The organism is Oceanobacillus sp. Castelsardo (genome assembly GCF_001659985.1).
Taxonomy (GTDB): domain Bacteria; phylum Bacillota; class Bacilli; order Bacillales; family Amphibacillaceae; genus Oceanobacillus.
Genome location: NZ_LYCS01000005.1, coordinates 1 through 26,829, shown reverse-complemented (window position 1 = coordinate 26,829; position 26,829 = coordinate 1). Strand labels below are relative to the sequence as shown.

General features: G+C 36.1%; 24 protein-coding genes, 1 rRNA gene and 1 riboswitch. Of the genes, 14 read left to right on the top strand and 11 right to left on the bottom strand.

Translation table 11 applies throughout. The features are described from left to right. Positions 1–284 precede the first annotated feature (284 nt). Together A9178_RS10230 and A9178_RS10225 are read right to left on the bottom strand one after the other, a co-directional pair. Positions 285–1,526 carry a glycoside hydrolase family 3 protein gene (locus tag A9178_RS10230; RefSeq protein ID WP_156520748.1) on the bottom strand — a complete coding sequence of 414 codons (1,242 nt, stop codon included), beginning with the start codon at positions 1,524–1,526 and terminating at the stop codon, positions 285–287. After that, complete coding sequence (locus tag A9178_RS10225; protein ID WP_068674949.1) at positions 1,523–2,980, bottom strand: TcaA 3rd/4th domain-containing protein; 1,458 nt, start codon at positions 2,978–2,980, stop codon at positions 1,523–1,525. Before A9178_RS10225 ends, A9178_RS10230 begins: the two co-directional genes overlap by 4 nt. A gap of 226 nt (positions 2,981–3,206) precedes the next feature. Between A9178_RS10225 and A9178_RS10220 the strand changes: the two genes are divergently transcribed. From A9178_RS10220 to A9178_RS10180, 9 genes are all read left to right on the top strand, one after another. Continuing rightward, complete coding sequence (locus A9178_RS10220) at positions 3,207–3,653, top strand: hypothetical protein (RefSeq protein ID WP_068674947.1); 447 nt, start codon at positions 3,207–3,209, stop codon at positions 3,651–3,653. A 38-nt stretch (positions 3,654–3,691) separates the two neighbouring features. Continuing rightward, positions 3,692–4,489, top strand: coding sequence for a zinc ribbon domain-containing protein (locus tag A9178_RS10215; RefSeq protein WP_068674945.1), 798 nt, complete (start codon positions 3,692–3,694; stop codon positions 4,487–4,489). 172 nt (positions 4,490–4,661) lie between these two features. Continuing rightward, positions 4,662–5,312, top strand: a complete 651-nt coding sequence (locus A9178_RS10210) for a GntR family transcriptional regulator (RefSeq protein WP_068674943.1) — start codon at positions 4,662–4,664, stop codon at positions 5,310–5,312. A 22-nt stretch (positions 5,313–5,334) separates the two neighbouring features. Beyond that, the gene (locus A9178_RS10205) at positions 5,335–6,648 is read left to right on the top strand and encodes an MFS transporter (RefSeq protein WP_068674942.1); all 1,314 of its coding nucleotides are present in this window, start codon (positions 5,335–5,337) and stop codon (positions 6,646–6,648) included. Between the two features lie 206 nt (positions 6,649–6,854). Continuing rightward, the gene (locus A9178_RS10200; RefSeq protein ID WP_156520747.1) at positions 6,855–7,865 is read left to right on the top strand and encodes an asparaginase; all 1,011 of its coding nucleotides are present in this window, start codon (positions 6,855–6,857) and stop codon (positions 7,863–7,865) included. A 382-nt stretch (positions 7,866–8,247) separates the two neighbouring features. Further along, complete coding sequence (locus tag A9178_RS10195; RefSeq protein WP_068674938.1) at positions 8,248–8,979, top strand: transposase; 732 nt, start codon at positions 8,248–8,250, stop codon at positions 8,977–8,979. Positions 8,980–9,108: 129 nt separating this feature from the next. After that, a complete protein-coding gene (locus A9178_RS10190) occupies positions 9,109–9,663 on the top strand; it encodes a YusW family protein (protein WP_068674936.1) in 555 nt (184 codons plus the stop codon). A 243-nt stretch (positions 9,664–9,906) separates the two neighbouring features. Then, positions 9,907–10,239 carry a DUF485 domain-containing protein gene (locus tag A9178_RS10185; protein WP_068674935.1) on the top strand — a complete coding sequence of 111 codons (333 nt, stop codon included), beginning with the start codon at positions 9,907–9,909 and terminating at the stop codon, positions 10,237–10,239. Continuing rightward, positions 10,239–11,768, top strand: a complete 1,530-nt coding sequence (locus A9178_RS10180; protein WP_068674934.1) for a solute symporter family protein — start codon at positions 10,239–10,241, stop codon at positions 11,766–11,768. The genes A9178_RS10185 and A9178_RS10180 overlap by 1 nt, the downstream gene beginning before the upstream one ends. A gap of 26 nt (positions 11,769–11,794) precedes the next feature. Here the strand turns inward: A9178_RS10180 and thiT are convergent, their stop codons facing one another. The 7 genes from thiT to A9178_RS19560 form a co-directional block, all read right to left on the bottom strand. Then, positions 11,795–12,391 carry an energy-coupled thiamine transporter ThiT gene (gene thiT / locus A9178_RS10175; protein ID WP_060667642.1) on the bottom strand — a complete coding sequence of 199 codons (597 nt, stop codon included), beginning with the start codon at positions 12,389–12,391 and terminating at the stop codon, positions 11,795–11,797. A gap of 87 nt (positions 12,392–12,478) precedes the next feature. After that, a riboswitch (TPP riboswitch) is annotated at positions 12,479–12,577 on the bottom strand. A 73-nt stretch (positions 12,578–12,650) separates the two neighbouring features. Further along, positions 12,651–13,646 carry an adenosine deaminase gene (gene add, locus A9178_RS10170; protein WP_068674932.1) on the bottom strand — a complete coding sequence of 332 codons (996 nt, stop codon included), beginning with the start codon at positions 13,644–13,646 and terminating at the stop codon, positions 12,651–12,653. Positions 13,647–13,734: 88 nt separating this feature from the next. Next, a complete protein-coding gene (locus A9178_RS10165) occupies positions 13,735–14,301 on the bottom strand; it encodes a DUF6434 domain-containing protein (protein ID WP_068674930.1) in 567 nt (188 codons plus the stop codon). Positions 14,302–14,342: 41 nt separating this feature from the next. After that, entirely contained in the window at positions 14,343–15,539 is a 1,197-nt protein-coding gene (locus A9178_RS10160) for a hypothetical protein (RefSeq protein WP_060667639.1), read from the bottom strand. A 120-nt stretch (positions 15,540–15,659) separates the two neighbouring features. Beyond that, on the bottom strand, positions 15,660–16,853 hold the full coding sequence (locus A9178_RS10155; protein ID WP_068674927.1) for an HD-GYP domain-containing protein: 1,194 nt from the start codon (positions 16,851–16,853) through the stop codon (positions 15,660–15,662). Positions 16,854–16,935: 82 nt separating this feature from the next. Next, positions 16,936–17,589 carry a GGDEF domain-containing protein gene (locus tag A9178_RS10150; RefSeq protein ID WP_068674925.1) on the bottom strand — a complete coding sequence of 218 codons (654 nt, stop codon included), beginning with the start codon at positions 17,587–17,589 and terminating at the stop codon, positions 16,936–16,938. A 232-nt stretch (positions 17,590–17,821) separates the two neighbouring features. Continuing rightward, on the bottom strand, positions 17,822–18,679 hold the full coding sequence (locus tag A9178_RS19560; RefSeq protein ID WP_068674923.1) for a thermonuclease family protein: 858 nt from the start codon (positions 18,677–18,679) through the stop codon (positions 17,822–17,824). A gap of 337 nt (positions 18,680–19,016) precedes the next feature. Here A9178_RS19560 and A9178_RS10140 point away from each other — a divergent pair, with 337 nt between their 5' ends. Beyond that, on the top strand, positions 19,017–19,403 hold the full coding sequence (locus A9178_RS10140) for a hypothetical protein (protein WP_060669109.1): 387 nt from the start codon (positions 19,017–19,019) through the stop codon (positions 19,401–19,403). A 53-nt stretch (positions 19,404–19,456) separates the two neighbouring features. Here the strand turns inward: A9178_RS10140 and A9178_RS10135 are convergent, their stop codons facing one another. After that, on the bottom strand, positions 19,457–20,113 hold the full coding sequence (locus A9178_RS10135) for an HAD family hydrolase (protein WP_060669110.1): 657 nt from the start codon (positions 20,111–20,113) through the stop codon (positions 19,457–19,459). 431 nt (positions 20,114–20,544) lie between these two features. On the opposite strand from A9178_RS10135, the gene iolG reads away from it, so the two are divergent. Both iolG and A9178_RS10125 read left to right on the top strand, forming a co-directional pair. After that, a complete protein-coding gene (gene iolG / locus A9178_RS10130) occupies positions 20,545–21,555 on the top strand; it encodes an inositol 2-dehydrogenase (RefSeq protein ID WP_068674921.1) in 1,011 nt (336 codons plus the stop codon). A gap of 298 nt (positions 21,556–21,853) precedes the next feature. Then, on the top strand, positions 21,854–22,555 hold the full coding sequence (locus A9178_RS10125) for a transaldolase family protein (RefSeq protein WP_068674918.1): 702 nt from the start codon (positions 21,854–21,856) through the stop codon (positions 22,553–22,555). A 148-nt stretch (positions 22,556–22,703) separates the two neighbouring features. Here the strand turns inward: A9178_RS10125 and A9178_RS10120 are convergent, their stop codons facing one another. Continuing rightward, positions 22,704–23,576, bottom strand: coding sequence for a spermine/spermidine synthase domain-containing protein (locus A9178_RS10120; protein ID WP_231889820.1), 873 nt, complete (start codon positions 23,574–23,576; stop codon positions 22,704–22,706). A 458-nt stretch (positions 23,577–24,034) separates the two neighbouring features. Here A9178_RS10120 and A9178_RS10115 point away from each other — a divergent pair, with 458 nt between their 5' ends. Then, positions 24,035–25,642, top strand: a complete 1,608-nt coding sequence (locus A9178_RS10115) for an LPXTG cell wall anchor domain-containing protein (RefSeq protein WP_483310464.1) — start codon at positions 24,035–24,037, stop codon at positions 25,640–25,642. A 689-nt stretch (positions 25,643–26,331) separates the two neighbouring features. After that, positions 26,332–26,829 (top strand): 16S ribosomal RNA (locus A9178_RS10110); the annotation flags it as partial.

Below are 26,829 nucleotides of genomic sequence, written 5' to 3'. Positions count from 1 at the left end.
TGAGTGCCCGAACGTAGAGGAAAAGTCTTCATATGGTAACTCATCAGGTGTATGAGTTCCCGAACGTAGAGGAAAAGTCTTCATATGGTAACTCATCAGGTGTATGAGTTCCTGAACGTAGAGGAAAAGTCTTCATTCGGTAACTCATCGAAGGGATATAACCACGAATATCTGCCCCTGCCTCTATGGATAAAGCGTTTAAAAAGAAAATGCAGTACTTCTAGGCTTTTCACTAAAAGTACTGCACCATATGAAAGATCAAGACTGGGACGATGGACCTGTCCCTATGACCCAAATTTATGCTTTAATATGCGTTTGACGGATTGGTCGATTTGCTCCTCGGTTAGTTTTCCATTTTGAACGGCTTGGAGAATGCCGTTATATACCTTTTCTTGACTTTCGAGTGTATGGCATACTAACAATAAATCTGCTCCGGCGTTTACTGCTTTATATCCAAGTTCCTCATAAGAGTAGAGCTTGGCTACTGCGCCCATTTCGAGGTCATCGGTAACGACAATTCCATCGAATCCGAGTTCTTCCCTTAGTAAATCACGTATAATCGTCGGTGAAACACTTGCAGGAAGTTTTTTATCATAGGCTGGATAGATGAAATGCGTGACCATGACAAAATAGTTCGATTGATCAACTTCTTCTATCATTTTCTTAAATGGATAAATATCTGTATTTTCTAAGTCACCTTTTTCCGCATCAACAGATGAGGAGTCAAAGTGAGGGTCCACGTCACTACGACCATGTCCAGGAAAATGTTTTAGTGCCCCAACTACAGATGAATCAGCGAATCCCGTGATGACTTGTTTTCCAAATTGGTATGCCTGTTCCGGGTCTTCGCCAAAGGATCTCGAGTCGGTAGATGATAAATCTAAAACAGGAGCATAATTAACGTTAAAACCCATGCTAGAAAGTTCTTTGGCGTTTTGTTTAGCAACGGAATAAACCTCGTCCTCATTCCCTTTTTTACCTAATTCTTTTTGACTTGGGATGTTGGACACATGGTCAGGCATGCGCACGATGTCTCCGCCTTCTTGGTCTACACTGATGATGAGTGGGATACCATTTGAAGAATCACGTGCTAATGTTTGTAAATCTTGATTCAACGTTTTGACTTGTTTAGGGTTAGTCATATTTCTGTCATATAAAATAATCCCACCAACATGATACGTTTCAATCATTTTTTTAATGTGACTGTCCACATCCGTACTTTGAAAGCCAACGACCATCATTTGTCCGATTTTTTCTTCTAATGACATCTTTTTGATTAGATTATCGATTTGTTTATCGTTCATTTTTTCGGGTAGCGGGGAAGAGGGGGAAGCCGATTCTTTTGTGTCTGCTTGCCCATCAGCCGTCTCATCCGTCTTGTTTTCTTTCGCCACTTTTTCTGTTTTTGTCTTATCCACAGTTTGTTCTGATTCCGTTTGATCTTCTCGAGCCAAGTCTTTACCGATGATGAAGATCATCAATACGATGAGAATGGCTCCAATTAAGATTCCTATTTTTTTCATCATTCTTTCCAAGAATCCACCTTTTCCAATTCTGCCTTATCTAAGCGCCACTGACCATTTTCTTTAATCAAGTTCCAATACCCTTCCCATTCTTGAACGAGAATAGAGCCATCTTCCTGGTCATCATAGGACGTCATTTCCAAGTATGCCTTCGCATTATTTTCGTTCACACTTTGTACTTGAACCGTTGAAACGTAATCACGAATGTTTGCTTCTAAGCCTTTTGCCCAACCATCTACTCCAAACTTTTTCTTCATGTTCGAGGAGAATAGGTTATAAGCATTTTGAAAATCATCATTGGAAATTCGGCTGTAATGGTTGTAGACGGTCTCTGCTACTTCTGCTTCCTCTTCTTCCATTTTAGCCATTGCTTCTGCTTCTTTTTGCGCTAATTCGTATTCCTCATCATCATCGTCATAATCTAGGTACAAATTAAGATCGTATATATCTTCCGTGATTTTCACTTTTTTACTTTTCTTCAAACCAGAAGAAAAATCCTTTTGCGCAAATACTTCAACAGATCCATCTAATGGAACTGGGCCAAATTGATTTAAATCACCAATATGTTTTTTCGTATCTTTTCCATTTACAAAAAGCGCTGCATCTTCGTTATCGGTATATATGTCAAGATAATGATCGGAAAAGTTAAAAGATGCAGATGCTTCTGTTTCATCCAATTGGGAAAAATCAATTTCTTGGACGTTTTCCACTTTTCCATAAGCCCCATCAACGACTGCTTTCACCTCATAAATACCTGGTAGAAAAGGACCGAATGTCTTTGGTTTTTCACTTCCAATAGTACCAACTTCATTTTTCCCAACAAAGATCTTCGTTTTCTCTTCGGTTGATTCAACTTCCAAGTAGTTCGGTAAAAGCTGAACGACATACCGGTCAAATAGTAGCCACTTTTTCCCATCTTTTGTCAAAGATGCGAGTGTATCACTTTCTTCATCTGAAAATGCAGGAAGATGATTTCCATTGGATTTATACATATGGGCATCTTTCTTTAATTGTTTCGAAATAGCGGTAATCATTTTCGGGCGTTCTTCTAAAAATGCTAGAAATGCTTCTGTATCTTCTTTCGTGGCATCCATTTCTAGTTGTCCTTCATTTATGTATTTCCTTACCGTGTTCACATCTTTCTCTGTTAAAGCCTTGATAAAATTATTCGAAACCGCCTCTGGACTCATCATCACTTTATTAATTGTATAATAGCTTGCAAATAAAATAATACCAATAATGATTGCGATAATTGCTGTTACTTTCGACTTTTTACTTTTAAAGAGCGGTTTTTTCGGCCTTGTTTCACGAGAGACTGGCTTTTCATCGGTAGGTTTGGAAATTGGTTCGTTACCTTCATTGCGACTCACTGTTTTTTCATTAATGTTAGAACCACATTCGGCACAAAACGAAACCCCATCTTTCAATGGATGTCCACAATTTTTACAATATTTCATGCTATCACCTCTATAGTCTTAGGAATTTTTGTGTATTTTGATAGGATGTTTTATTATTACCCCTCCTTTTTACCTAATCACCTGTACTACCATATTATACAAGCTTTTCTTTGTTTGACTATAGGTATTTTTACATTTTATTACCTATTTTAATAAAGAATACCATGACAAATCTTGTTTATTCGGGTAATATTTTATTTGGTTACATCATAAGGAGGTGAACATCATGAAAAAAATTTCAATTATTTTTGGGACTTTTGTATTGCTACTTTGTGGGTGTTCGGGCGTTGGGAATGGTCCGGTTAAGACAATACAAACATTACATGAGGCAGCAATGGAAGGGGACGAACAAACCTTTACAAAGCTATTGTCACTAGCTGAAGGGGATATAGGAGATCCCGAGGAAGCAATGGAAGTAATAAGAGAGCTCACGATGGAACTAGGTGGGGTAAAAAATATTAAATTGGTTGAAGTAAAGAAGGACCAGTTAATAGATGAAGCTGTAGAGGATTTGACAGAGGAATTTGGTAACGATTGGACACTTGTTGCCGAACAAATGGAGGAAGACTCTGATGAAGTGCTCGTTTGGCTTTTAAAAAAGGTAGATAAAGACTATTACATATTTTATGGGGAAGATCTAAGTCCCGATGAGTTTTTAAAAATACCAAATTAATAGATTGAGAGAATAATTTAAGAAGGAAGGAGAAAAAAATGTTAGTTTGTTCTAATTGTCATCACGAACAAGATTCAGGGAAATTTTGTGAAAAATGCGGAAAACATTTAGTTGCTAAGCAAGTTGAAGTAGAGGTTGCGAGTACGCAGGAGGTTTCGTATACGAATGGGGGAGCAGGGCCAAATGATGCTGGAAACCCAAATGTTGAAACCGCAAAAAATGCTCTTCGTGAGTACGGGGCATATTTTATGAAGTTACTGAAAAACCCAACACATGCATTTTCGGCAAATGAAAGATATTTTTATAATGGACTTATAACGATTGCACTTTATACTATTTTATTATCATTGGCTTTATATTTTTATGCAAATTCCATCGTGAAGACTATGGGTTTCCTTTTCGGATCTTCATTACCATTTTCAATTAATTTTCGCCTTATTATCTTTATATTGATTGTAATCGCGATTGCATTCTTTAGTGCCTTTGCCATCATTAAAATTGCCAAACATCCTGGTTCTTTCCAAAGCCTTGTTGCGCAATTTGGTGGATTATTAGTACCATTTACACTTTTGCACGCGATAGGTTTAATAGGTGGATTGGTAGGATCAGACTTTTTAACACTGGTTCCTATTGCGTTGTCTGTATCTTTATCGATTTCATTTATTCCGGTTCTATTTGTTTATGAAAAAGTGTCTCATATAGATAACAATGGTCAAAAAGTATATTTAAGTCTAGGGACCGTTGTACTAATGGGGATTATCTTCTACATTCTAGGAGAAGCAGTCCTATCTAGTATGCTAGAAGAACTAAGCATGATATTTGATTATATTTTGTGAGCCGGGGGTGAGCCATGGGGACAGGTCCCTCGTCCCAGTGATAAGCAGTGTTTTACGAAATGTAAAGCACTGCTTTTGTTTGCCGAATGGTATCTGAGTATTCTGTATTATATATTATATATTTACAGACTATTTATATTATTATAATATTACTTAATAGATAGGAGGTCATATGAAAAAATATTCTGTAACAGCAAAATCACTAAAAGAACAATCGTATAACGTAATTAAAGAGGCAATTATTAGAGGGGTGTTATCTGATAATGAAGCACTAACTGAGAAAAAAGCGAAGGAGCTATTTGGTATTAGTAGAACACCATTTCGGGAAGCAATTCAAAGATTAGAAGCAGAAGAATGGTTAATATCCATTCCATATAAAGGAACCTATGTTAACCCGTTAACGATGCAAGACGTAGAAGATATTTTGCAAATTCGATTGATCATTGAAATTGCAATGGCGAAAAAAGCTGCTGAAAATATTACGAATGAACAAATTGATATACTTCAAAACTTAATGGGTAAAATGAAATCGGTATCATCCGAGCAGTCAGATTATGAATTTACTTTAATAGATCAAGAATTTCATAAAACCATCAATCAATTTGGTAACAATAAAAGACTAGTATCAATGAGTGAACATCTATATGATCTCATACGTCGAATTGCAATGACAGTCTTAAAAAGTCCTATTAGAAGAAAAGAAGTAATTGAGGAACATTTAAAAATAATAGAAGGATTAAGAACGAATAATGTGGAAAAAACCTTGCTCCATCATTATGATCGTGTGAGATTCGAGGCAGATAAGTATTTTTCATCTTTATAAATTCAAAGGGGGAGGAGTTAGCATGAAGCAAAATTACCGTTATCAAATTATGTTAATGATGGTAATTATGGTCATTATTAACTATATTGATCGTGGCGCTATATCATACGCGCAAAAGGACATTATTGGGGAGTATGGATTCGACCCAATTGCTTGGGGAGCTGTTCTTGGATATTTTGGATTTGGTTATTTATTTGGTTCACTTTTTGGGGGAGTGCTTGCGGATAAAAAGGGACCAAAATTTGTTTGGATAATAGTCGGAATTGGTTGGTCCGTTTTTGTGATTGCAACAGCATATGCTGGAGAAATTGGGATGGCACTATTTGGCGGTTCCGCGCTAGCAGGTTTCGCAGTCATCCGTATCTTATTTGGATTTGCTGAAGGTCCAACATTTTCGACTATTAATAAAACAAATGCTAACTGGGCAACACCGAAAGAACGTGGATTTGCAGTTTCTTTAGGTCTTTTAGGAACCCCATTAGGAGCGCTATTAACTGCCCCTGTAGCGGTTGCTCTTTTAACAGTAACAAGTTGGAAAGTAATGTTTATTATTCTTGGTAGTTTAGGAATCATTTGGGTAATCATTTGGTCAAAAATGTTTACAGATTTACCTGAACAAAATCCAAAAGTTTCAAAGGAAGAGCTTCAAAAAATACGTTCGGTTAAAGATTTATTACCTAACGAAAAAGTTGTTAGTGAAAACGACAACTCTATCAAATGGTATCATTTCTTTGGGAACCCTACTTTAGTATTTAATGCTTTAGGATATTTTGCATTCCAATATATCAATTTCTTATTACTTACATGGACACCAAAATATTTACAAGATGAATTTGGATTCCAGCTATCTTCACTTTGGTATTTGGGGATGATTCCGTGGATTGGGGCCTGCTTTACTGTATTACTTGGAGGTAAAATTTCTGACTATTTACGAATGAAAACAGGAAATTTACGAATCGCTAGATCAGGACTAGCTGTCGTTTCCTTATTGTGTACAGCAATTTGCTTTGTATTAATACCTACCCAAAATACAGTTTTAGGGGTAATGATACTTATGTGTATTGGAAATGCCTTTAATTCACTGCCCAACTCAGTTTATTGGTCAGTTATTATTGATACAGAACCAAGCCGTGCGGGAACATTTGGCGGAATTACTCACTTTATAACAAATACTGCAACAATCATAGCACCAATACTAACTGGATTCTTAGTAGTAAGCTTTGGTTATTCATCTATGTTTGTAGCAGCTTCAATTGCAGCAGCTGTTGGTATGTTAGCGATGGTATTTGTTAAGCCCGGTCAAAGAAAAACAAAAGAAGCCGCTGCAGCGAGTTAACTTTCTACTTAACAAATAAAATTTATCTATTGATTTAATTAGAAACCAAGAAATTAAAGCAGAATTTTGAATGATTGGATAATATATACTTACAAATTAAAAAGATAATGTATCTAAGTTTTATCTATAAATGACTAAGTATTGCTAATTACCTTAGGAAAAAGTTCTTGATTCCACAACAATTTACTATTTTTTGAAAAGAGGTTATTGATTTGAAACATATTGTTCTATTAACAACTGGAGGAACTATTGCTAGTAAACCGAATCCGGAGACAGGATTACTTTCTTCAGGGGCTTTAACAGGTGAAGAACTCGCAGAGATGTGTAATCTTCCTGATGAAATTAATTTAACCGTTGAATCGATTTTTCAAGTTCCAAGCAATCAGATGAATCCGGAAAAATTATTTCGGTTGAAAGGGAGAATTGAAACACTTTTAACGGATTCTCAGATAGATGGAGTCGTTGTCACCCATGGTACAGATACTTTAGAAGAAACAGCCTATTATTTAGATTTGACAATTTCAAATGATAAACCGATTGTGGTAACTGGATCACAGAGAGGACCGTTTGAACTTGGTACAGATGCGATGGTCAATATTCGCCAATCCATATTAGCGGCAGCAAGTAAAAAGCTTAGAGATTTTGGAACGGTAGTCTTGTTTAATGAACGGCTTTTCTCAGCCCGGTATGTAAAGAAAGTCCATGCTTCCAATGTGGACGGTTTTACTTCTGAAGGGTATGGATATTTAGGCACGGTCGATCAAGAGATTGTAACAATCTATCAAAAACCGCTTTACCGGGAAAGTTATCGATTAAAACGGGATTATCCAGTTATTGATATTATACCTTTCTACTTGGGGGTAGATGATCGTTTCGTTAAAGCATCCATTTCAAGTGGAGCAAGGGGTATGATTCTAGAAGGGTCTGGAAGAGGTCATGTTTCACCTGAAATGGTACCGGCTATTGAAGAGGCTGTTAATAAAGGTTTAATCGTCGTATTAACAACTAAATCAGGGGAAGGAGAAGTACGCCACGTGTATGACTTCTCTGGTAGTGTGTTCGACTTAACTAATAAGGGTGTTATAATCGGAAGAGATTATGACAGCAAAAAAGCTAGAATAAAATTAGCTGTCATGTTAGCAGCTGGTGCTACACAACAAGAAATCGAACTTGCATTTTTAAATAATAGAGCTAGAAAAATAGAACAAGGGATCTGAGAGCCATGGGGACAGGTCTCTCGTCCCAGTGATAAGCAGTGCTTTACGAGATGTAGAGCACTGCTTTTTTGTATATAGAAAAAAATCTAATAGAACCATTGGGACAATGAACCTGTCCCTGTGGCTCTTTTTTTAAAATATTTCAAATATGTAATAACAAAACGATTTCTTAGTTCCATTTTTTCTTTTCCTGCTATAGAAAACGATAAATCAGTACAACATACTTCTCCATTCTAGCTTTTCGGTATTTGGACAAACTTATAATCTTTCAGTATTTTTTATCTAATGAAATGCTAGAGGAGATGAGAGTTTATAATGTTTTTGACTAGTGAAGTGTTTAGTATCATCGGATTTCAAGCAACGAGACAAGAGGTGATTCAACTTGCCAAGAGTAGCAAGAAAGAAGAGCCGTAGTGGAATTTATCATATTATGATGAGAGGAATTAATCGACAAACTATTTTTGAGGATGATGAAGACAAATTAAGATTTTTATCGACATTGGAGAAATATAAATCAATCGGCAACCACAAAATTTACAGCTATTGTAAAAGAATAAGTTCGAGCTATGTTTATTGGTATAACATGAAATATGAACGGTCGGGGCATTTGTTTCAGGGGAGATTTAAGAGTGAAATTGTGGAAGATGAGGCTTATTTCCTTACCGTATTAAGGTACATTCACCAAAATCCGGTAAAGGCGGGAATAGCAGTTAATGTTTTTGAATACGAGTGGTCAAGTTTTCATGAGTATTTTGGTAAAGGGAAGCTGGTAGATATTGATTTTGCTCTTTGTTTGTTTTCAAAGGACAAAGAAATAAGCATTCCCCTATATCTCGAATATATGCAGCAAGCAAACGATGATGAATGTTTAGATATTGAAGTGACGAAAAGAATATCCGATCAGGAAGTGAGAGAATATTTAACCCAATTGGGAATATCAAATACGAGTGTCCTACAGCAAATGGATAAACCGGATAGAGATGTGATATTAGCAAAATTGAAGGAACTAGAAGGAGTGTCAATTAGGCAATTATCAAGAATTACGGGGATATCCAGAAGTGTTATAGGAAGAGCCGGGGGGACAGTTCCCTCGTCCCGGACAATCATGAGATGATATGCAGTGTAGCCCCCAACCTGTTCCTCGGCATTATGCCTTTTAACTTTAATCTAGAACTTCTTTGGGTTAATTTTTGATAAAAATGGGAAGATTACTCTATATAGATTAAAACAGGAGGCAAAAAATATGAGAAGAATTTTATTTCTTGCAGCAATACTCATCGTAACTTTAACTTTAGTAGCATGTGGCGGTGGCGATAACAATAATAATGATACGAACGCTAATCAGGATACCGATACCGATGTTACGAATGACGCAGAACAAGATACCAATGAGGTCGATGAACAAGCCGGTAATGATACCAATGAAACAACAACAGACAATAACAATGAAGCTGGAGATATGCAAGCTAAAATGGATGAATTAGATTATATTGATTTTGAGTTATCTGTTGAATATGATGGGAATAAAGATTATGAAGCAAGTTTAGAAAAAAATCAAAACGGTAACGTAGAAGCGGATTTAGAGGATGAAATTAATGGAGTTCATATTAACGGACAAGAAGCATTTGACGAAATTTATCCAAATGTTAAAAAGCTCACTATCAAACAGGATACGAGTAAAGAAGACGCTATTCAACAAGCATTAGATGCATTTTCCCTGGAGACAAATTACAAGGAAATGGAGCTAGAAATTAAATTTAAAGATTCCACAAAAATAGAATTTAAGGATAAAAAGTAATGACTTAAAAACAGGCAAACTTTTGTAGTTTGTCTGTTTTTTTGGTTAGAGCACTATGGTAACTATGAAGTATGAACAAATAAGGATTAATGAACCTAGTGGGACGAGGAACCTGTCCCCATGGCTCGTTTTCTTTATCATATTTTAAATGAAATATTCATAAATCATAAGTGTGGTGTTAATTTCAAGAGGAGGGAGTGTGTTTCATTTAAGCTTTATTCTAAAAATAAAGGGAGGTATTGGATGGCTGAATCACATGGAAATAATAAAGTAGATTATGAAAGAATTGTAGAAAGTGAGCAATTTAAAAGTTTTATGAAGGTAAAAAGGAAATTTATTTTACCAATGACCGTTTTTTTTCTCGTCTTTTATTTTTTGCTTCCTATATGTACGTCTTACACCACCTTTCTGAACACACCCGCATTCGGTGATATTTCATGGGTTTGGATATTTGCAGTTGCTCAATTTGTGATGACATGGGTGCTATGTACGATTTATGTGAAAAAGGCAAACTCCTTTGATGAAAAAGTTAAAGCTATTATCAATGATCAAATTGAAAAAGGGGGAAATGCCTAATGGACCCAATAGTTATCACCCTTTTCCTTGCTATCGTTATTCTAACTTTAGTGATTACGTATTATGCTGCAAAGAATACTAAATCCACTGGCGACTTCTATACAGCTGGTGGAGGATTGACTGGTTGGCAAAATGGATTAGCCATCGCCGGTGACTACTTATCAGCTGCCTCCTTTCTCGGAATAGCTGGGGCGATTGCGTTAAACGGCTTTGATGGATTCTTTTATAGTATTGGATTTTTAATCGCTTATTTAGTTGTTTTGTTTTTAGTAGCGGAGCCTTTACGTAATTTAGGGAAATATACACTTGCTGATATGATAAATTCGCGCTTTGATTCAAAAAAGATTAGGGGTGCGGCTGCGCTTAGTACGATTACAATCGTTTTGTTTTATATGATTGCGCAACTTGTTGGTGCAGGGGCACTTATTCAATTATTATTTGAAATTGATTATTGGATTGCCGTCTTAATTGTAGGTGTCATGATGACTATTTACGTGCTTTTTGGAGGAATGATTGCGACGAGCTGGGTACAGATTACAAAAGCTGTCCTGTTAATGGCGGGAATGGTCATTATGGCATTTCTTGTCCTTTGGAAATTTGATTTTAATATAGCCGCCATGTTTACCGAAGTAAAAACTGCTACAAGTCATGGTGCAGCTTATTTAGAACCGGGATTAAAATACGATGATCCATTGGGAACAATCTCTTTAATGATTGCTCTTGTTCTTGGTACAGCCGGTTTACCACATATTTTGATGCGTTTCTTTACGGTAAAAGATGCGAAAACAGCTAGAAGCTCAGTTATTACGGCGACCTGGACGATTGGCATCTTTTATATTCTTACGTTATTTTTAGGCTTTGGAGCTGCTATTTATGTTGGGCAAAGTGAAATTCTTGCGGCTAACCCTGGTGGAAATATGGCGGCACCGCTACTTGCAGAAGCAATCGGAGGGAACATTTTATTCGCCTTCATATCTGCCGTAGCATTTGCTACCATTCTAGCCGTTGTGGCGGGTCTAGTATTATCTGGAGCTTCCGCTTTTGCCCATGATATTTACGGTCAAATAATAAAAAAGGGGAAAGTAACGGACCGGGAGCAAATGCTGGCTGCACGTTATGCGTCGTTAGCGGTGTCGGTGTTATCGATTATTTTAGCCTTAGGCGCGCAAACCCTTAATGTTGCATTCCTTGTTTCTCTTGCCTTTTGTATTGCAGCTAGTGCCAATTTACCTGTCATTCTTTATACGATTTATTGGAAGCGGTTTAATACGACAGGTGCAATCTCCGCAGTATTATTCGGACTAATCTCCGCATTGGTCTTAGTATCAATGAGTCCCAGTGTTTTCGCACCAGAAGCGGGAGCTGCGTTATTTGTTGGAAACCCAATTTTCCCATTAGAAAACCCAGCACTAGTTAGTGTGCCATTAGGATTTCTTGGAGGGTACCTTGGTACGATTTTCTCCAAAGAACAGGATCTCAAACGTTATGCAGAAGTAAAAGTAAAAGCCCATATTGGGAATAGGGAATAGAGAGCCATGGGGACTGTCCCCACGGCTCATGCTGCTCGTTTATTGTTATTCTCTCTACCCACAGATGTAATCAATCTAGAACCTTTAGAGAGCACTAAAACTAATACAATAGAACATGCGATAGCAGAAGAGATGTAAGTGATTCCGTTCATAATTAAAGAATAAATAACCGGTGCCTGTCCTGCTTCAATTGCATATTCGCTGAAGAAAACGATACCTGCAAGGAAATGCCAGAAGTAACGGGCAAATCCCCCTACAAATGTTGCGACAACAATCCATGTCATTGCCCTACTCCTATTTTTGCTCCTTAAGTTATTTTTTATAGGTTTGATAAATAGTCCTGCAAAACCAACACATGCAAATGCTATGAAATACTCGATAAATGCTTGTAATGGTGTTAAAATCCATGCTTCTCCAATAGCAATTTGTAGTAGTCCCCATAGGAACCCACTAATAATTGCTGCTAGGAATCCTCTGCGGAATGCGATGATGAATATCGGCACCATGGCAAAGGAAATCGAGATGGATGGACCAATACGGAGTGATGGCAATAAATCGAGCACGAGAGCAAGTGCTGCAAAAATGGCCACCTCAATTAGCGTCTGTAAACCTAATTTTTTCATAAAAAAAGCCTCCTCATTGTGTTTTAACGCACCAAAAGGAAGACATAGTTACCTAGCCTACTAGATAGATTGCACATAAAATAACTAGTAAACTATTCACCACATCCCTACGCTAGAATTAACTAACAGGTTCAAAGGGTAAGAACAAATTGTTCCCTCTCAGCTTTCGCTCCCCTTGTGGTCACGTTATTTGATTTAATCAGATACTATCATATTTTCTGTCATTTGGGAAGGGGAGGTTTGTCATCCTCCGTTAAGACTAACTCAAAAAAGTCAGACACCAGTTCTTAGTTTCATGGTCGGCAAAGGATGCTTCTACACTATTTAAATAAATTTGCCGGTAATCTTCCTCACCTAGATTAAATTCATTGTTAACCAAATAGATTTCTTTTTCCATTGTAGTATTGGAGACGGTTCTGTTATCCGTATTAATCGTCACTTTTATTCCGTCTTGATGAAACTTATAAATTGGATGTTCCGAATAATGATGAACAGCTTTTGTTTGGATATTACTTGTCGGACACATTTCAAGTACTATTTGTTTTTCCTTCACGATTTCATAAGCCTCAATACAATCTTTAATAAATACTCCGTGTCCTATCCTTTCAGCACCCAACAGTTCAACGGCTTCTAGAACGTTCCTACCAATCCCTGCTTCACCAGCATGAATAGTGACTCTGTAGCCATATTCTTTAGCTAAGCGAATCGGATCTATGAAACTGTGACAAAAGCCTTCTTCCTCTGATGCACATAGGTCAATGGCCACCACACCTTTTCCAAGGAACTGTTTGCCCTTTTCAACTACCTCAAATGCGCGATCTACAGACATCGTCCTCATACAACAGAGGATTATATTTCCTTTTATTTCGTAACAACTTTCAGCTTCCCTCATCCCCTCGATAATAGCTTGAATGACTTCTTCCACATCAAGACCCTTTAAGGTGTGAAGTAATGGGGCAAATCTAACTTCTAAATATTTTACATTTTCCCTTGCTGCATCCTCAAATAGCTCAAAGGTTATTCTTCTTAAGCTTTCCTTGGACTGCATGACTAAATTTGGAAGAGAAAATCTTTCTAAATACTCATCTAGAGATTCGCATTCTAATGGAGCTATCAGCCTCTCTTCTAATCCCTCCTTATTAAAAGAGGGGAGCTGAATCCCTTCTTTCTTGGCAATATCGATAATAGTTTCAGCCCTAAGACTTCCATCCAAATGGCAGTGAAGTTCTATTTTTGGCAATTCTAAAAAGTTCATATTTGACCTCCTAAAAAACTTTAGATTTAATATAGAAAAACTTCTGGATACAAACTTTGAATGTGGAATACAGTGTTGATGAAAAATATTATTCGGGAATATATTTATTACTTCCAGGAAGCTTTTTGATATTGTTCCAGGCTTTAATCGCTTCGTTTTGGCTCTTACCTTGATTTTTTGGGTCTGCAAAAAAATCACGAATGAATTGGTTGTATTCAAATTGAGGAGCAATACTTTTCTTATATGAGGGATCTTTTTTTCGCTTTTCTTCCTCATACCAAGCATTTACAGCATCACGATATGTTTTTCCAACATTATTTTTAAAGTAATTTTGTATATAGGTGGAAAAATGAAACTTCGGGATAACTGTCTTAAAAAACGCTCTTACATCCTGGCTACAACGGTGGCTTTCTGTAATGACTGTATCAAGGCTTAGTTCGGATTTCGGTTCCATCTTTTTGTTTATTCTTGATGTTCTAATTGGTTTCTTAATTTCTCCTGTCCGAAGAAATGTTTCAATTCGGTTGGCAATCTCTATTTTTGAACCGGATGGACTAATTCGATTCTCCCTGCAAAATGTTTGTAATTCTTCCTTCAACCAATAATAATCCTTGAATTCTTTAATGCTAATTTCTTTTGTCAGATTAGGTCTCAAGAATAACGCCTCCAGTATTTTCCATCATTTTATCAATCTATTTATTCTTTACCAGAAAATGGGACGCGGGACTGTCCCCTCCGTCTCAATAGAAATAAAGTTAGTAAAAGCACTGTTTGTCCGAGAAAGGCTACGGCATCCCAAAATGCGGCTGGTGTTGTGTCCTTAAGTAAATTAGAAATTACTTGCGAATAAGCGTAATAAGCCTGTGGTATAAAGTAAAAGACAAATAGGCAAAGCGTTAACAAAATGCCGGCGATATAAAATACGCTATACATACGTACAATCTTGTATTCTCCTTCGAATGCCTCTGTATCACTTGAATCCTTCTTTAAAAATGGCAGCCACTTACTCAAAAATTGCTTCCCGCTTTCCATCAAGTTATAGCATCCTGTCATATTTTCAACGAAATAATAGATATCTGTTTTCATATAGAAACAACATTGGTACAAGGTTTTAATAAATATATCGAATATGATAATACCAAGGATTCCTATAAAAATAGCATTTGCTTCCGGAAAGAGGAGTTGTATCATTAGTGCGATAAAAACAAACGTTTGTTCAAAAGACATCCCGGCAAAATATAGAATATTTCTTTGCTTCGGTTCCAGTTTCCAAGCTGAAGTTAAATCTGTTTCAAAAACGACAAAAATAAGTCTATTCCCAATATCCAATTTAGTAGGTAAATCGTGTGAACGGATGGCAAGGATATGCCCGAATTCATGAATGATGATAAAAAATAGAGAGATAGACATATAGGTGACGATATTGAGCATCATCGAGTCGAACAGAAATATATCTTGATAATGGGGGAAGAGTTGGGGGTTCAACACGAAAAGCGAAACATTGATTAATAATAAAATGAGATAAATTTTATTCGTCACTCGATTAAAAAAGAAACGTCCAATTTGAGGGAGGATCCATGTAAATCCACCTGAAGATTGGGTTTCTTTTGTTTGTTTGACTTTTTCCCCATTTACCTTTTGAACTAGACCTAATTCGATTAGCTGTTCGCCAAACTCAATCATATTCACTTTTTCGTTCGGGTATTTTTCGCGCAACTCATTTTCGATTTCACCTAATCGTTGACCCTCATTTATCCTTTCAATCGCATCAATACAAATGACTGGCATTTCAAAAAAGTCGCCAGAAATAGGTTCTTCCACGATATAGTTCTTCTTATCTTTTTGAATGGATAAAGGATATAGAGTGATTTGCGATTGTAAAGTTAATTTCAAACTTTTCACCACCACTTTTTTAGAAATAATAATAGGATGCTACGATTCTAGCATCCTATATGTAGTACCACTTAAAACTTTGGTACTAGGAAACACCACCAACATGTTGCTTTCACTTTTTTAAGTTTGCGGATTTTCATTTTTGCTCCCCTCCTTTACCATTTGATTTTTACAATACTTTTTAGAGATTGTTATCCAATCCGGATACACATTTTTAAAGGATTCTACTAATTCCGGATCAAATTGTGTCCCACTTCCATCGAGAACCCGTTTATAAGCTTCTTCAAAAGGAAGTGCTGGTCGATAGGACCTTGTGGAAGTCATTGCATCAAAGGCATCTGCAATCGCTGTGATTCTAGCAACAAGAGGTGTTTCTTCACCCACAAGTCCGTCTGGATACCCCTTACCATCCCATCTTTCGTGGTGATGATAAACTACTGCAATATTATCAGCAATTCCTTCCACATCCTCAATTGCTTTTGCTCCCACAACCGGATGGGTTTTAATGACCTCATATTCTTCATCTGTTAGTTTACCAGATTTTGTCAAAATAGAGTCTGGTATATTCACTTTTCCAATATCATGTAATAGGCATGCATAATAAAAATGATTTAAATCAGATGTTTTAACTTTACCTGCAGCCTTTGCTAAACTTACTGCATATTCTGCTACACGCTCACTATGTCCACGAGTATACGGATCTTTTAACTCTAGTGTTGCAATTACGCCTTTTACAATCCCTGCTAATTGTTCGTCGAAGGAAACTTTTAGTGCCCTTACGTAGCTTAAGAACCGATGAAGCAGAACAAAAGCAATAATGTCCATTATGATGATAATAATAACAGGGAACAATACGACTAGATCTTGAACGATTAATCCAACCAATACGTATTTTAATATTAATCCCCATGCAACAAGATAATAAAATCGTTTATTAATAAATACAGGTGAAAACAAAATAATAACTAACTCTACTAAATTTCCACTAGAATAAGTATCTGCACTACCAAAATAATAATAAATATCAGTTACTAGGTTAGTAATTATATACGTGATAACGATAATATATTTTACCTTTTCAGGTTTTTCCTTTTTAATTAAATAGACGGAAATGGGAATAATGCAGAGTATAAAAATATATTTTATGTAATTTAGATAATACCATACAGTATCTGGTATAACTTCTGAAATCCAAGGAAATAAGGGGTAAAAATTAAAGTAAAATATATCATACAAAAAGAATACAATATAAAATAACCACATAAATAATAGAGTCGCTCTTTTTTCCTCTTGTATTAAAGATGTATTCTTCATATTTTTCCCTCACTAATCATAATTAGATTAGCCCGATGGATCTCGTTCCAATTGGCTATAGGACGGTGGGAATGTACTTGATTCATGATGAACTAACTTCTTTCGTTTTAGATTTTATTCTATACATTCTTTTATCGGCAATCGATAATAATTTTGAAATAGTTTGTCCATCTTCTGGATAAATGGAATGCCCGATGGATAGTGTCATATCCGGCTTATTGGATTCTTGACAATTATTCAATTCAGCCTTAATCGACTCGTTGATTTGATTCATGAGGATTTGCGCAGATGTACAATCCATATTATACAATAATACAATAAATTCATCGCCGCCCCAGCGAACGAGAATATCCTCTTTGCGAATATTCCTCATAATCAGATTGCATAATTCCTGTAAAATGAAATCACCATAATTATGGCCATAGGAATCATTGATCACTTTAAAATCATCAATATCAATATTTAAAATTCCTATTCTCTCATTCTTGCGTTTTGCTCGTTTAAACTGCTTTTCAAAAAAGATGTAGGCATACCTACGATTGTAAACACCGGTTAGCGGGTCGTGATAGGATAGGTATTTGAACTTATCATACCAACTTCCGATAAACCATGAAAAACCTGCATGTATGATTATGAAGATAGTGAAAGGGATAATCTCAACTATTCCTACTATCGAATATATCAACGTATAAGTCAACGATAAAATTAATAAAATGAACCTTCCGTAGTACTTCATATGTTCTCCTTTGGGCCGGGAAGATATTTTTTATCTTCCCGTAAAACTATCATACAATAAAATTATATAAAATTATGTTTGTGTTATCATGGTAATAATTTACTATTAATTGCTAAAAAATAGGGAAACTGTCACCTGTTTGTGAAAACTATAGAAGAAGAGATAAATACAAACAAGCCATGAGAGATGGTCTCACAGCTTAATAGATGAAGAAGTATTTAATAATGTTCCATTATCGCATTGATTTTCTAAACCCGGCATCCACAGCTTCTTGTTCGGAACAGAACATTTCTTCCGGTTTCGTTACTTTATAAAATTGTTGGTCGGGCATATGATAGATTTTCTCTCCGTCTTTTGCGATGTTTCCTTTAATATCACAACTACTGGATTTACTAGAAGGTTCCTTCTTTTCTTCGGAAGAGGTGAAAACAGATTCGTCAAAGCCCCGGTCTGTTGCGTAGTTTTCTACACTCCATATCCCAACAGCTTGTTTCTGTGCTTTCTTTTGTAATGCATCATATTGGTCTACATATTTCGTGTTAGGCTCATAAATATATGCGACTCTCGCCAATCCATTTTTTAATAATTCCTCTTGCACGGAAACGCCGTCGACATAGACATAAGCTAACAATCTTTGATATTTATCTCGATGTGAAATATCAAATTCTAATTGTACTTGTCCACTCTGAACCATTGTGCTAGTAAAACTTTTCGCATCCTGTCCAAAGGGCTGTTCCCCTAAACGCGGGTGATTTGTTTCGGGAGTATCAACTAATAAAAAACGTACATTTTCTTCTTTGCCATCGATGTTCACTTTTATGGTGTCGCCATCAATTGGTTTCACTAATTGAACGTTTACTAGTTTTTTATCGGTATCGCTCTCTTGATCTTTTTTCGAATCGGCATGAAAGGCTTCATCCCCTGGTGGTTTTACTTCCTCCGCTACCCGCTCATCTTGTGTTTCCGCATTTTCCACTGCCACGTCTACCGAATCTTCATTCGTTAAATCGGTATCTAACCCAGCCCCTTCCACACTACAGCCAGCTAACAGAATGATAAAAAGGGTAATGATGTTTAGTAATTTTTGCAAAATCCCCTACTCCTTTAAGTCAGTTTTTCACTTTTACATTTTAACACCAATGGTAGAAGAAGGAATAGAGGTACTTTTTACCCGGTTTGGCTTGATAGGATAACTGGAATGTAAAAGAAGAAAGAAGTTACCAATGCAGTACTTTTAAATGACTCGATGAATGTAAATAATGCGGGGAAAAATGAAATCCATTCTAGGAACATACGTGTGTCATATAATGTAATAACTTAATTCCAATTAGTATTGATTCGAATGAATAAGGGAAAACTGTTTATCAAAAATGAGAAGGGACATGAAGAAAAAACATTGTTCTTTAATTGATAAGGAGTGGATATTTTTGAATAGAAGAGTAATGTATCAGTTATTCGCAATAATTGTTTTTGCTATGTTGTATGTAGTTGGAAAAGGATACCTTATGGCATATGATTTTTCGGGTGTACCAAGCTTCTTTTACCCTTATTATAATGTAGGGATTATCATGTTACTTGCAGCGGGTGGGTTTTCTTATATCGCTTTTACCGTAATTGAAAAAGAATCAAACCGCGAACCAATTCATAAGATTTTATTTTCTTTGTTGCAAATTATTAGCTTTGCGATTGTGATTGAATTTTATACGATAAAAGTTTTTACTTTTCCAGTGATTGTACAGGTTGTAGGAATTCTGTTGGTACTTCTACTTATCATTATGTCAGTTAGAAATAACAGGGTAGGCTCATCTACTTGAAGCAGGATAATGTAAGGCCTAGCTTATAACGAGCTAGGCCTTACTACTTTGTACTATTTTTCTTCCATAACTTGAATGACATTATGTAAATTCATTTCCGACATGGATGTTAGACGTAAATGATGATTTTCAAAAGGTAATGCATCGGTTACGGGATTGGGAACGATGACACACTTTAATCCAGCAGTTAGAGCGGATGTAAGGCCATTTAGTGAATCTTCAAATGCAACAGCCTCTTTAGGACTAATGTTTAAAGCTTCTATGGCTTTAAGGTATAAGTCTGGTTCCGGTTTTACATTTTCAACATCGTCTTGAGTGATAAGAACATCAAAATACTGTAAGAGATTAAGCTCTTTTAAATAATGGGTTACCCATTCTTTTGTAGAGCTAGTAGCTAGTGCGATTTTATAGTTTAATTCTTTTGCCTCTTTTAAATAATCACGTACCCCGTCCCGTGCTTGTGGACTAGTCATTTTATCTTTATGAATACTGTCTGCTTTATTTTGTATTTCTTCTGGATTGTATCTTTCCCCTAGTTGCTCTTTGAAATATTGAAAGAGTGCAATATCATTGGAACCGATACTTGTAACAAACTTTTCAAGTGGTAGTTCTACATTGTATAACTCCATCGTTTCTCTAAATGCATCATACCAGGCAGTTTCCGTGTCTATAATGAGACCGTCAAAGTCGAAAATAACAGCTTTAATCATCAAATTCTCCTTTTAACTTTAGTAGATAGATAGTTTTATAGTCATTTCCCGCTCTTATACAAACGGTGATATTCTCAATAATTAAGGCCAATTATACATGAGTTAAATTAGCTTTTCCACTAATCCTATGGAAACGATTTAACAAAAAAAGAATCTCTCATCATTAATCTGATGATTTAATAAACTTACGAATTGATAAACTCTTAATCAAAATCAATGAAAAGTTTACCGAAATATAACAATTAATATTGACCGAAAGCGCTAACAGTATTAAAATGTAATCATAACTTAAGTTGAAAAACGTATCCTTTTGGAGCAACTACCTAAGTTAAAACAAAAAAATATAAAACTTTTAAAATTATAGAGAGAAGCAGCTTTTTTCTAAACTGGAAGAGACGAAAGCTGTAACTCTGTCAAAAGGAGAAATGAAAATGGCAGATATCGTTGTTGGCGTAGTTGGCGCTGGTAGAATTGGTAAACTACATATTGATAACATTAAGAACATGTCCAATGTTCGTGTGAAAATGGTTTCCGATGTATTCGCTGATCATTTAAGTGAATGGTTTGAAACTTCTGGTGTGGAAGAAATCACGAAGAACTACGAAGATATTATTAATGACCCTGAAATCAATGTAGTCATGATTTGTTCTCCAACCAATACGCATATTGAAATTATTAAAGCAGCTGCTGCAGCTGGTAAAAACATTTTCTGTGAAAAACCAATTAGTTTCTCTGATGAGGAGACTCTTGAAGCGTATGAGGCGGTAAAACAAGCTGGAGTTAAATTCCAAATCGGATTTAATAGAAGATTTGACCGCAACTTCTCGAAAGTTCGCAGGTTAGTAGAATCAAAGGAAATAGGAGATCTACACATTCTTAAAGTTACTTCAAGAGACCCTGAGCCTCCATCATTAGACTACATACCAACTTCTGGTGGTCTATTCATGGACATGGCGATTCATGATTTTGATATGGTACGCTATATCGCAGGCTCAGAAGTAGAAGAAGTTTATGTTCAAGGCGCTTCTTTAGTTAACCCTGAAATTGGTAAAATAGGGGATATCGACACTGCTATCATTTCCTTGAAATTTGCTAATGGTGCAATGGGTGTTATTGATAATAGCCGTCAAGCAGTTTATGGTTATGACCAACGTGTTGAAGCATTCGGCTCAAATGGTGCTGCAACAGCTCAAAACGAACTAGAATCAACGGTTGAAATATCTTCCAAAGATGGAGTAAAAGGTGACAACCCATTACACTTCTTCCTTGAAAGATATAACGATGCTTACATTAAAGAAACATCTGAATTCTTCGATGCCATCCGCAATGATGGAGAAGTTCCATGTTCTTTCCGAGACGGAATCATGGCACAACGAATTGCCGCTGCGGCGAATGAATCTTTAGAAACTGGAATGCCGGTTAAAGTTAAAATGGTAGATTAATTGAAATGTAGGAGCTTCCTGTGGTAGGGGGCTCTTTTTTGCAGTTGTGAAACTTTTTCTTCATAGATACGGTAAAGCATATAGATGGATTCGGATTACCACCCTAGTAAGCTTAATAGTTTTCCAAATCTACCATTCGGGTATACAACAAGTAGAAAGACGTACTTTTAATAGAAGGAAGTTTATATCTATTTAAATTTCACAGATAAGAAATAAACTTTCTTAACTGCATAAGTGCAACTAAAGGCATTCGCTTAAGCCCAAGGGAACGCCAAGTTTACTAAGGAGGTACATATCTATGAAAGTGTATATCGAAACAGTAAATGTAAAGAAAATTGAACAATTAAATGGTTATTATCCAATTGCCGGGGTAACAACAAATCCGAGAATTCTCGTAAATGAAGGGAAACCGTACTTAGAAGTGTTGCGAGAAATTTGTACGATAATTGGTGATAAAAAGGAAATATTTGTCCAAGCGATAGGTGATAAGGCGGAAGAAATGGTGGATGAAGGGAAATACCTGTTGGAAGCTGTTTCGGGCAATGGTATTCTGGTAGTTCCTGCAACTAGTGAAGGAATGAAGGCAATCAAACAATTAACAGATGAAGAAATCCCAACTCTAGCAACGACCATTTATACACCGTTCCAAGCAATCATGGCGGCGAATGCAGGAGCGAAATATGTTTCTTTGAATGTAAATCGATTAGATAACTTAACCGGTAATGGTGAACAAGCGATAGAAGAGATAGTTCAAATGTTTCGTCATGATGAATGTCCATGTCAAATTATAGGAGAGGGCTTTCGTGATGAACGTGAAATCTATGATAGTGTTTTAACAGGTGTGAGGGCTCTTTCGGTATCGCCAGATATCATAGAAACGTTATTCGCATATACGGACACGGGAGCAGAAGCGGATAAATGGAAACAACGTTGGAAAGCAACGTTTGGTGAAAATTGTACTAACTTAATTAATACAAATATTAAAGTGGAGACGTACTGAGTGTGAGAGTAATCGGTTGGAACTGATAGCCTCGAAATATGATTCTTAATACACATAAAAAATACTCAAACGAACAAAATGGTTCCGCTCACCAGGTCTGGGGAGCGGAACTGTTTTTTAATATTATTTTCTCGTTGTTATTACCCTATTATAAATAGCACAAAATAGACTTTTCAATCCAATAAGAAAATACCGTATTTGGACAAAGATGTTCGTATTCTTTCATTTTTAAATACATGTCCATTCCATCCGAAACATCGTGCCATAAATCTGTAAACACAAAATCATAGTTTTCATATGGCATGTGCTTTTGTGCATATTCAAAGGCATCTACTTGGATAATCTTTACTTTTTCGGTATTTTTAAATTGTGGTAAGATATAATTTTTAAATAAATTAATTACATCTTGATTACTTTCTACTATTGTAATGCTCTCTACATTATCTTTTTCAGAAATCATATACGGGTAATAGCCTAGGCCAAGTCCGTATGTTAGAACATTACCAAAGGCCCCTTCCACGGCTTCTTTCATCGTTTCTATTTCATTCGGCGTGATGGTCATCCAGATTCTATCTTTCTCCAAAATCGCCGGAAATTTAAATTCCGTATTGAAAAATCCAATTTGTGGAATTTGCCTTCCCTTTTCCGTTTGAATGATGTCATTACAAACAAACCCTTCAAATGGTTTATATTTTTCATACTTCAATTCACTATTGCCGATTTTCATAGTCGGGATCTTGATATTTTTATAATAAGGATTATTATAATACTCTGCTGGATCCAGTTTATGAAACATCTTATCAAAATAGTGGTAGAACAAGTCCTTATCCTCAGCATTCTCCACAATATCCAGTCCAAAGGCAGCAGCTAAAATGACCCCGAATGCATATTCCTCCGATATACTATTTGTAGCAATCTCATCAATTTCTTCTTTATCAATAAAGTTAGGTGCATTATTCAGGTAATTGCTTAGTAATGCAAATACTTTGTAGTTATCTTCTTTAATTTTATTATGTATCAATTTATTCACCTATTTATATATGTACTTTTGAAATATGTTTATCTACTATATTCTATATCAATTTAGTAGTTAATATAAGGGTAAAGGTACTAAGCGGAATATGTCAAAAAGGAGACTATTTATTTTAAAAAATAGAATTGTTGTAAACTTTTCGCGAAAATCATAGTAAAATTCTCCTGCTTTACTTGATATTTTAAACAGAAATATAGTTAAGGTAAATTAATTATTCTAGTTCGATATATTAATCGTGTTAATAAAGTCCTGATAATAGAGTCAATACATACGTATAAATGTTTAGTGATTTCATTTGGTTTAGTTAAATTCAATCAAAAGTAACGGGTACAATGCTTTATTGACGTGCTTTTGACTTATTTACTACTATTATATAGGAACTAAATTTGGAGAAAAATGGAAAAAAGGGTGGGAGTTTTAAAGTGAAGCGTTATGATTACAAATTAATGATGAAGAAGAAAGGTAGAAAGCGATTACGTAATCGTGCAGCTGGATTAACCATTGCAACAACTCTAGCATTAGGGACGCCTGTTGCAACAAATGTACTAAATGTGGTAGATAAAGAGAATGTACTAGGAACATCCGTAGCGTATGCACAGGCTCAAAATCTAGCGGAATTTACGGAATATTCGTCTCGTAGCCCGTTTCTCCATATGCCTTATTATGGATATACAGAGCACAGTTTAGGGGTACACGTAAATATTCATGCCGATGAGAGCCATGACGATTTAATTTTTACCTTTAAAGTTCCAGATGAATTTGCACATTATATGGACAACGAAGATTATTTATCTAATTCGTTATTATACTCTCATATGTCAGGGTCTTTCCTTGATGAAAATGGTGATAGAGTTTATAGTTCTGAGTTAGATCAAGATGGTTTTATTAATTTTAATGCAGAAGAAAATATGTTCGAATATCATTTGTCAGATTTCATGGAAGCTAATAATGTAAGACTTGATGATTCTATTCGTACTCCTTCATTACTTATTACACTAGCTTTTACATCGGAACCACTTCCTATGGGAGATCATACTTTCACCTTAGCACTTACGGATGGTGGGGCTGATCCTACTACAGTATCAGGTGCTATTGAATATGATTATACTGTGGGAACAGAGTATTTTGAACACGAGGATTATTATGGAGAACAGCCGACGGATCCAGAAGAGCCAGGTGACGGCGGAGAAGAACAACCAACAGATCCAGAAGAACCAGGTGACGGCGGAGAAGGGCAGCCAACGGACCCAGAAGAGCCAGGTGACGGCGGAGAAGAGCAGCCAACGGACCCAGAAGAGCCAGGTGAAGGTGGAGAAGAGCAACCAACAGANCCAGAAGANCCAGGTGACGGNGGAGAAGANCAACCAACAGANCCNGAAGAACCAGNTGANGGCGGAGAAGAACAGCCAACGGATCCAGAGGAATTTGAACGAGTTCAAGATATTAGTTTTGATGAGACTATTGCTGTTTCTTCAAATCAGTTAGTTCGAATTGAAGGAACATCCATATCCGTTCAGTTACCGGAAGATTTACCTGAAGGAACAAATTTAAAGATTACAAAATCTTACGACGATAATGCTGCCGGAGATGTTGTTGATGTTGATTTACAGCTTCCTGAAGGGCACGAAGAATTTGAAGGTCAATATGTACTAACATTAGATGTAAATGCTGACTTTATTGATGAGGATGTAGCAATATTCTATTTCAATGAAGATTCAGGTAAGTGGGAAAATGTCGGAGGAAAAATTGATTACGATAATCAAACAATCTCAACAACGGTTACTCACTTCTCAAAATATGGTGTTTTTGTAGATGATGTAGAGGCTTCTGGAGGAACAGAGAATGAAGATTTAATTGTTCAAGAAGTAAATAAAAATACTAATGAAGAATCTGTTGTAACAACAACTTCAGTAGATGATAATAGTAACGGCGATGGAGAGAAATTACCAGACACTGCTACGTCAACATTTAACTGGCTACTTGGTGGATTCGCAGCCTTGCTGGCAGGTTTTGCAGGACTATTCACTAATAGAAAAAGAAAGATGATCAAATAATTGAGACATCTAATTAAATAAGACTAATGAGCCTATGTTTTAATTGAAATATAGGCTCATTTATTTGAAGTACATAAATGAGTTAAGAATGTATCAATAATATGCTTTGGTAATCGTTTAGTTATAAATATATGTAAACTTTTTGAGGAAGATTCAAGACTGAAGAATTCTCTACATTATATATGAAATTGTTCTCTCAATTCATTTGAGCCTAACTATCCTAGTAAATATCCCTTTAGTTTAGAAGAATAATAAACTGAATATAGAACTATACCTTTAAGATATAAGTGGATAAAATTGGTAAATAAAAGTATATTTACTTTTTATTATTATGGTGGTATGATGTTCCTTGTCGCCAAAAAGGTATTAGTTAATAAAACGTATTGGTGAATAGGTTAATTACTTTTTAATATAAAAAAGTTGTTGACTTTAAAGAAACGTTCGTATATAATGTAATTCTATCGCGAAAAACATCGATTCAAACTTTAAAAAAGTTGTTGACGTGATGTTAGCGATATGATATATTAATAAAGTCGCTTTTAACAAGTGACAAGAAATTTGCTCTTTGAAAACTGAACAAAACAACCAGTATGTCAAGAAAGAAACTCGTTTTTCTTTCATTATTAATAGAAGGTAATACTTCTAAAAGCTAAGACATTAGAATGAATTGATGTTCATTCTGACAAACTTTTTTGGAGAGTTTGATCTTGGCTCAGGACGAACGCTGGCGGCGTGCCTAATACATGCAAGTCGAGCGCTGGAAACTACTTTCATCCCTTCGGGGGTGAAAGTAGTGGAAAGAGCGGCGGACGGGTGAGTAACACGTGGGCAACCTACCTGTAAGACTGGGATAACTCGCGGAAACGTGAGCTAATACCGGATAATACTTTTTATTGCATAATAAGAAGTTTAAAAGGCGGCGTAAGCTGTCACTTACAGATGGGCCCGCGGCGCATTAGCTAGTTGGTGGGGTAAAGGCCTACCAAGGCGACGATGCGTAGCCGACCTGAGAGGGTGATCGGCCACACTGGGACTGAGACACGGCCCAGACTCCTACGGGAGGCAGCAGTAGGGAATCTTCCGCAATGGACGAAAGTCTGACGGAGCAACGCCGCGTGAGTGAAGAAGGTTTTCGGATCGTAAAACTCTGTTGTTAGGGAAGAACAAGTATGATAGTAACTGATCAT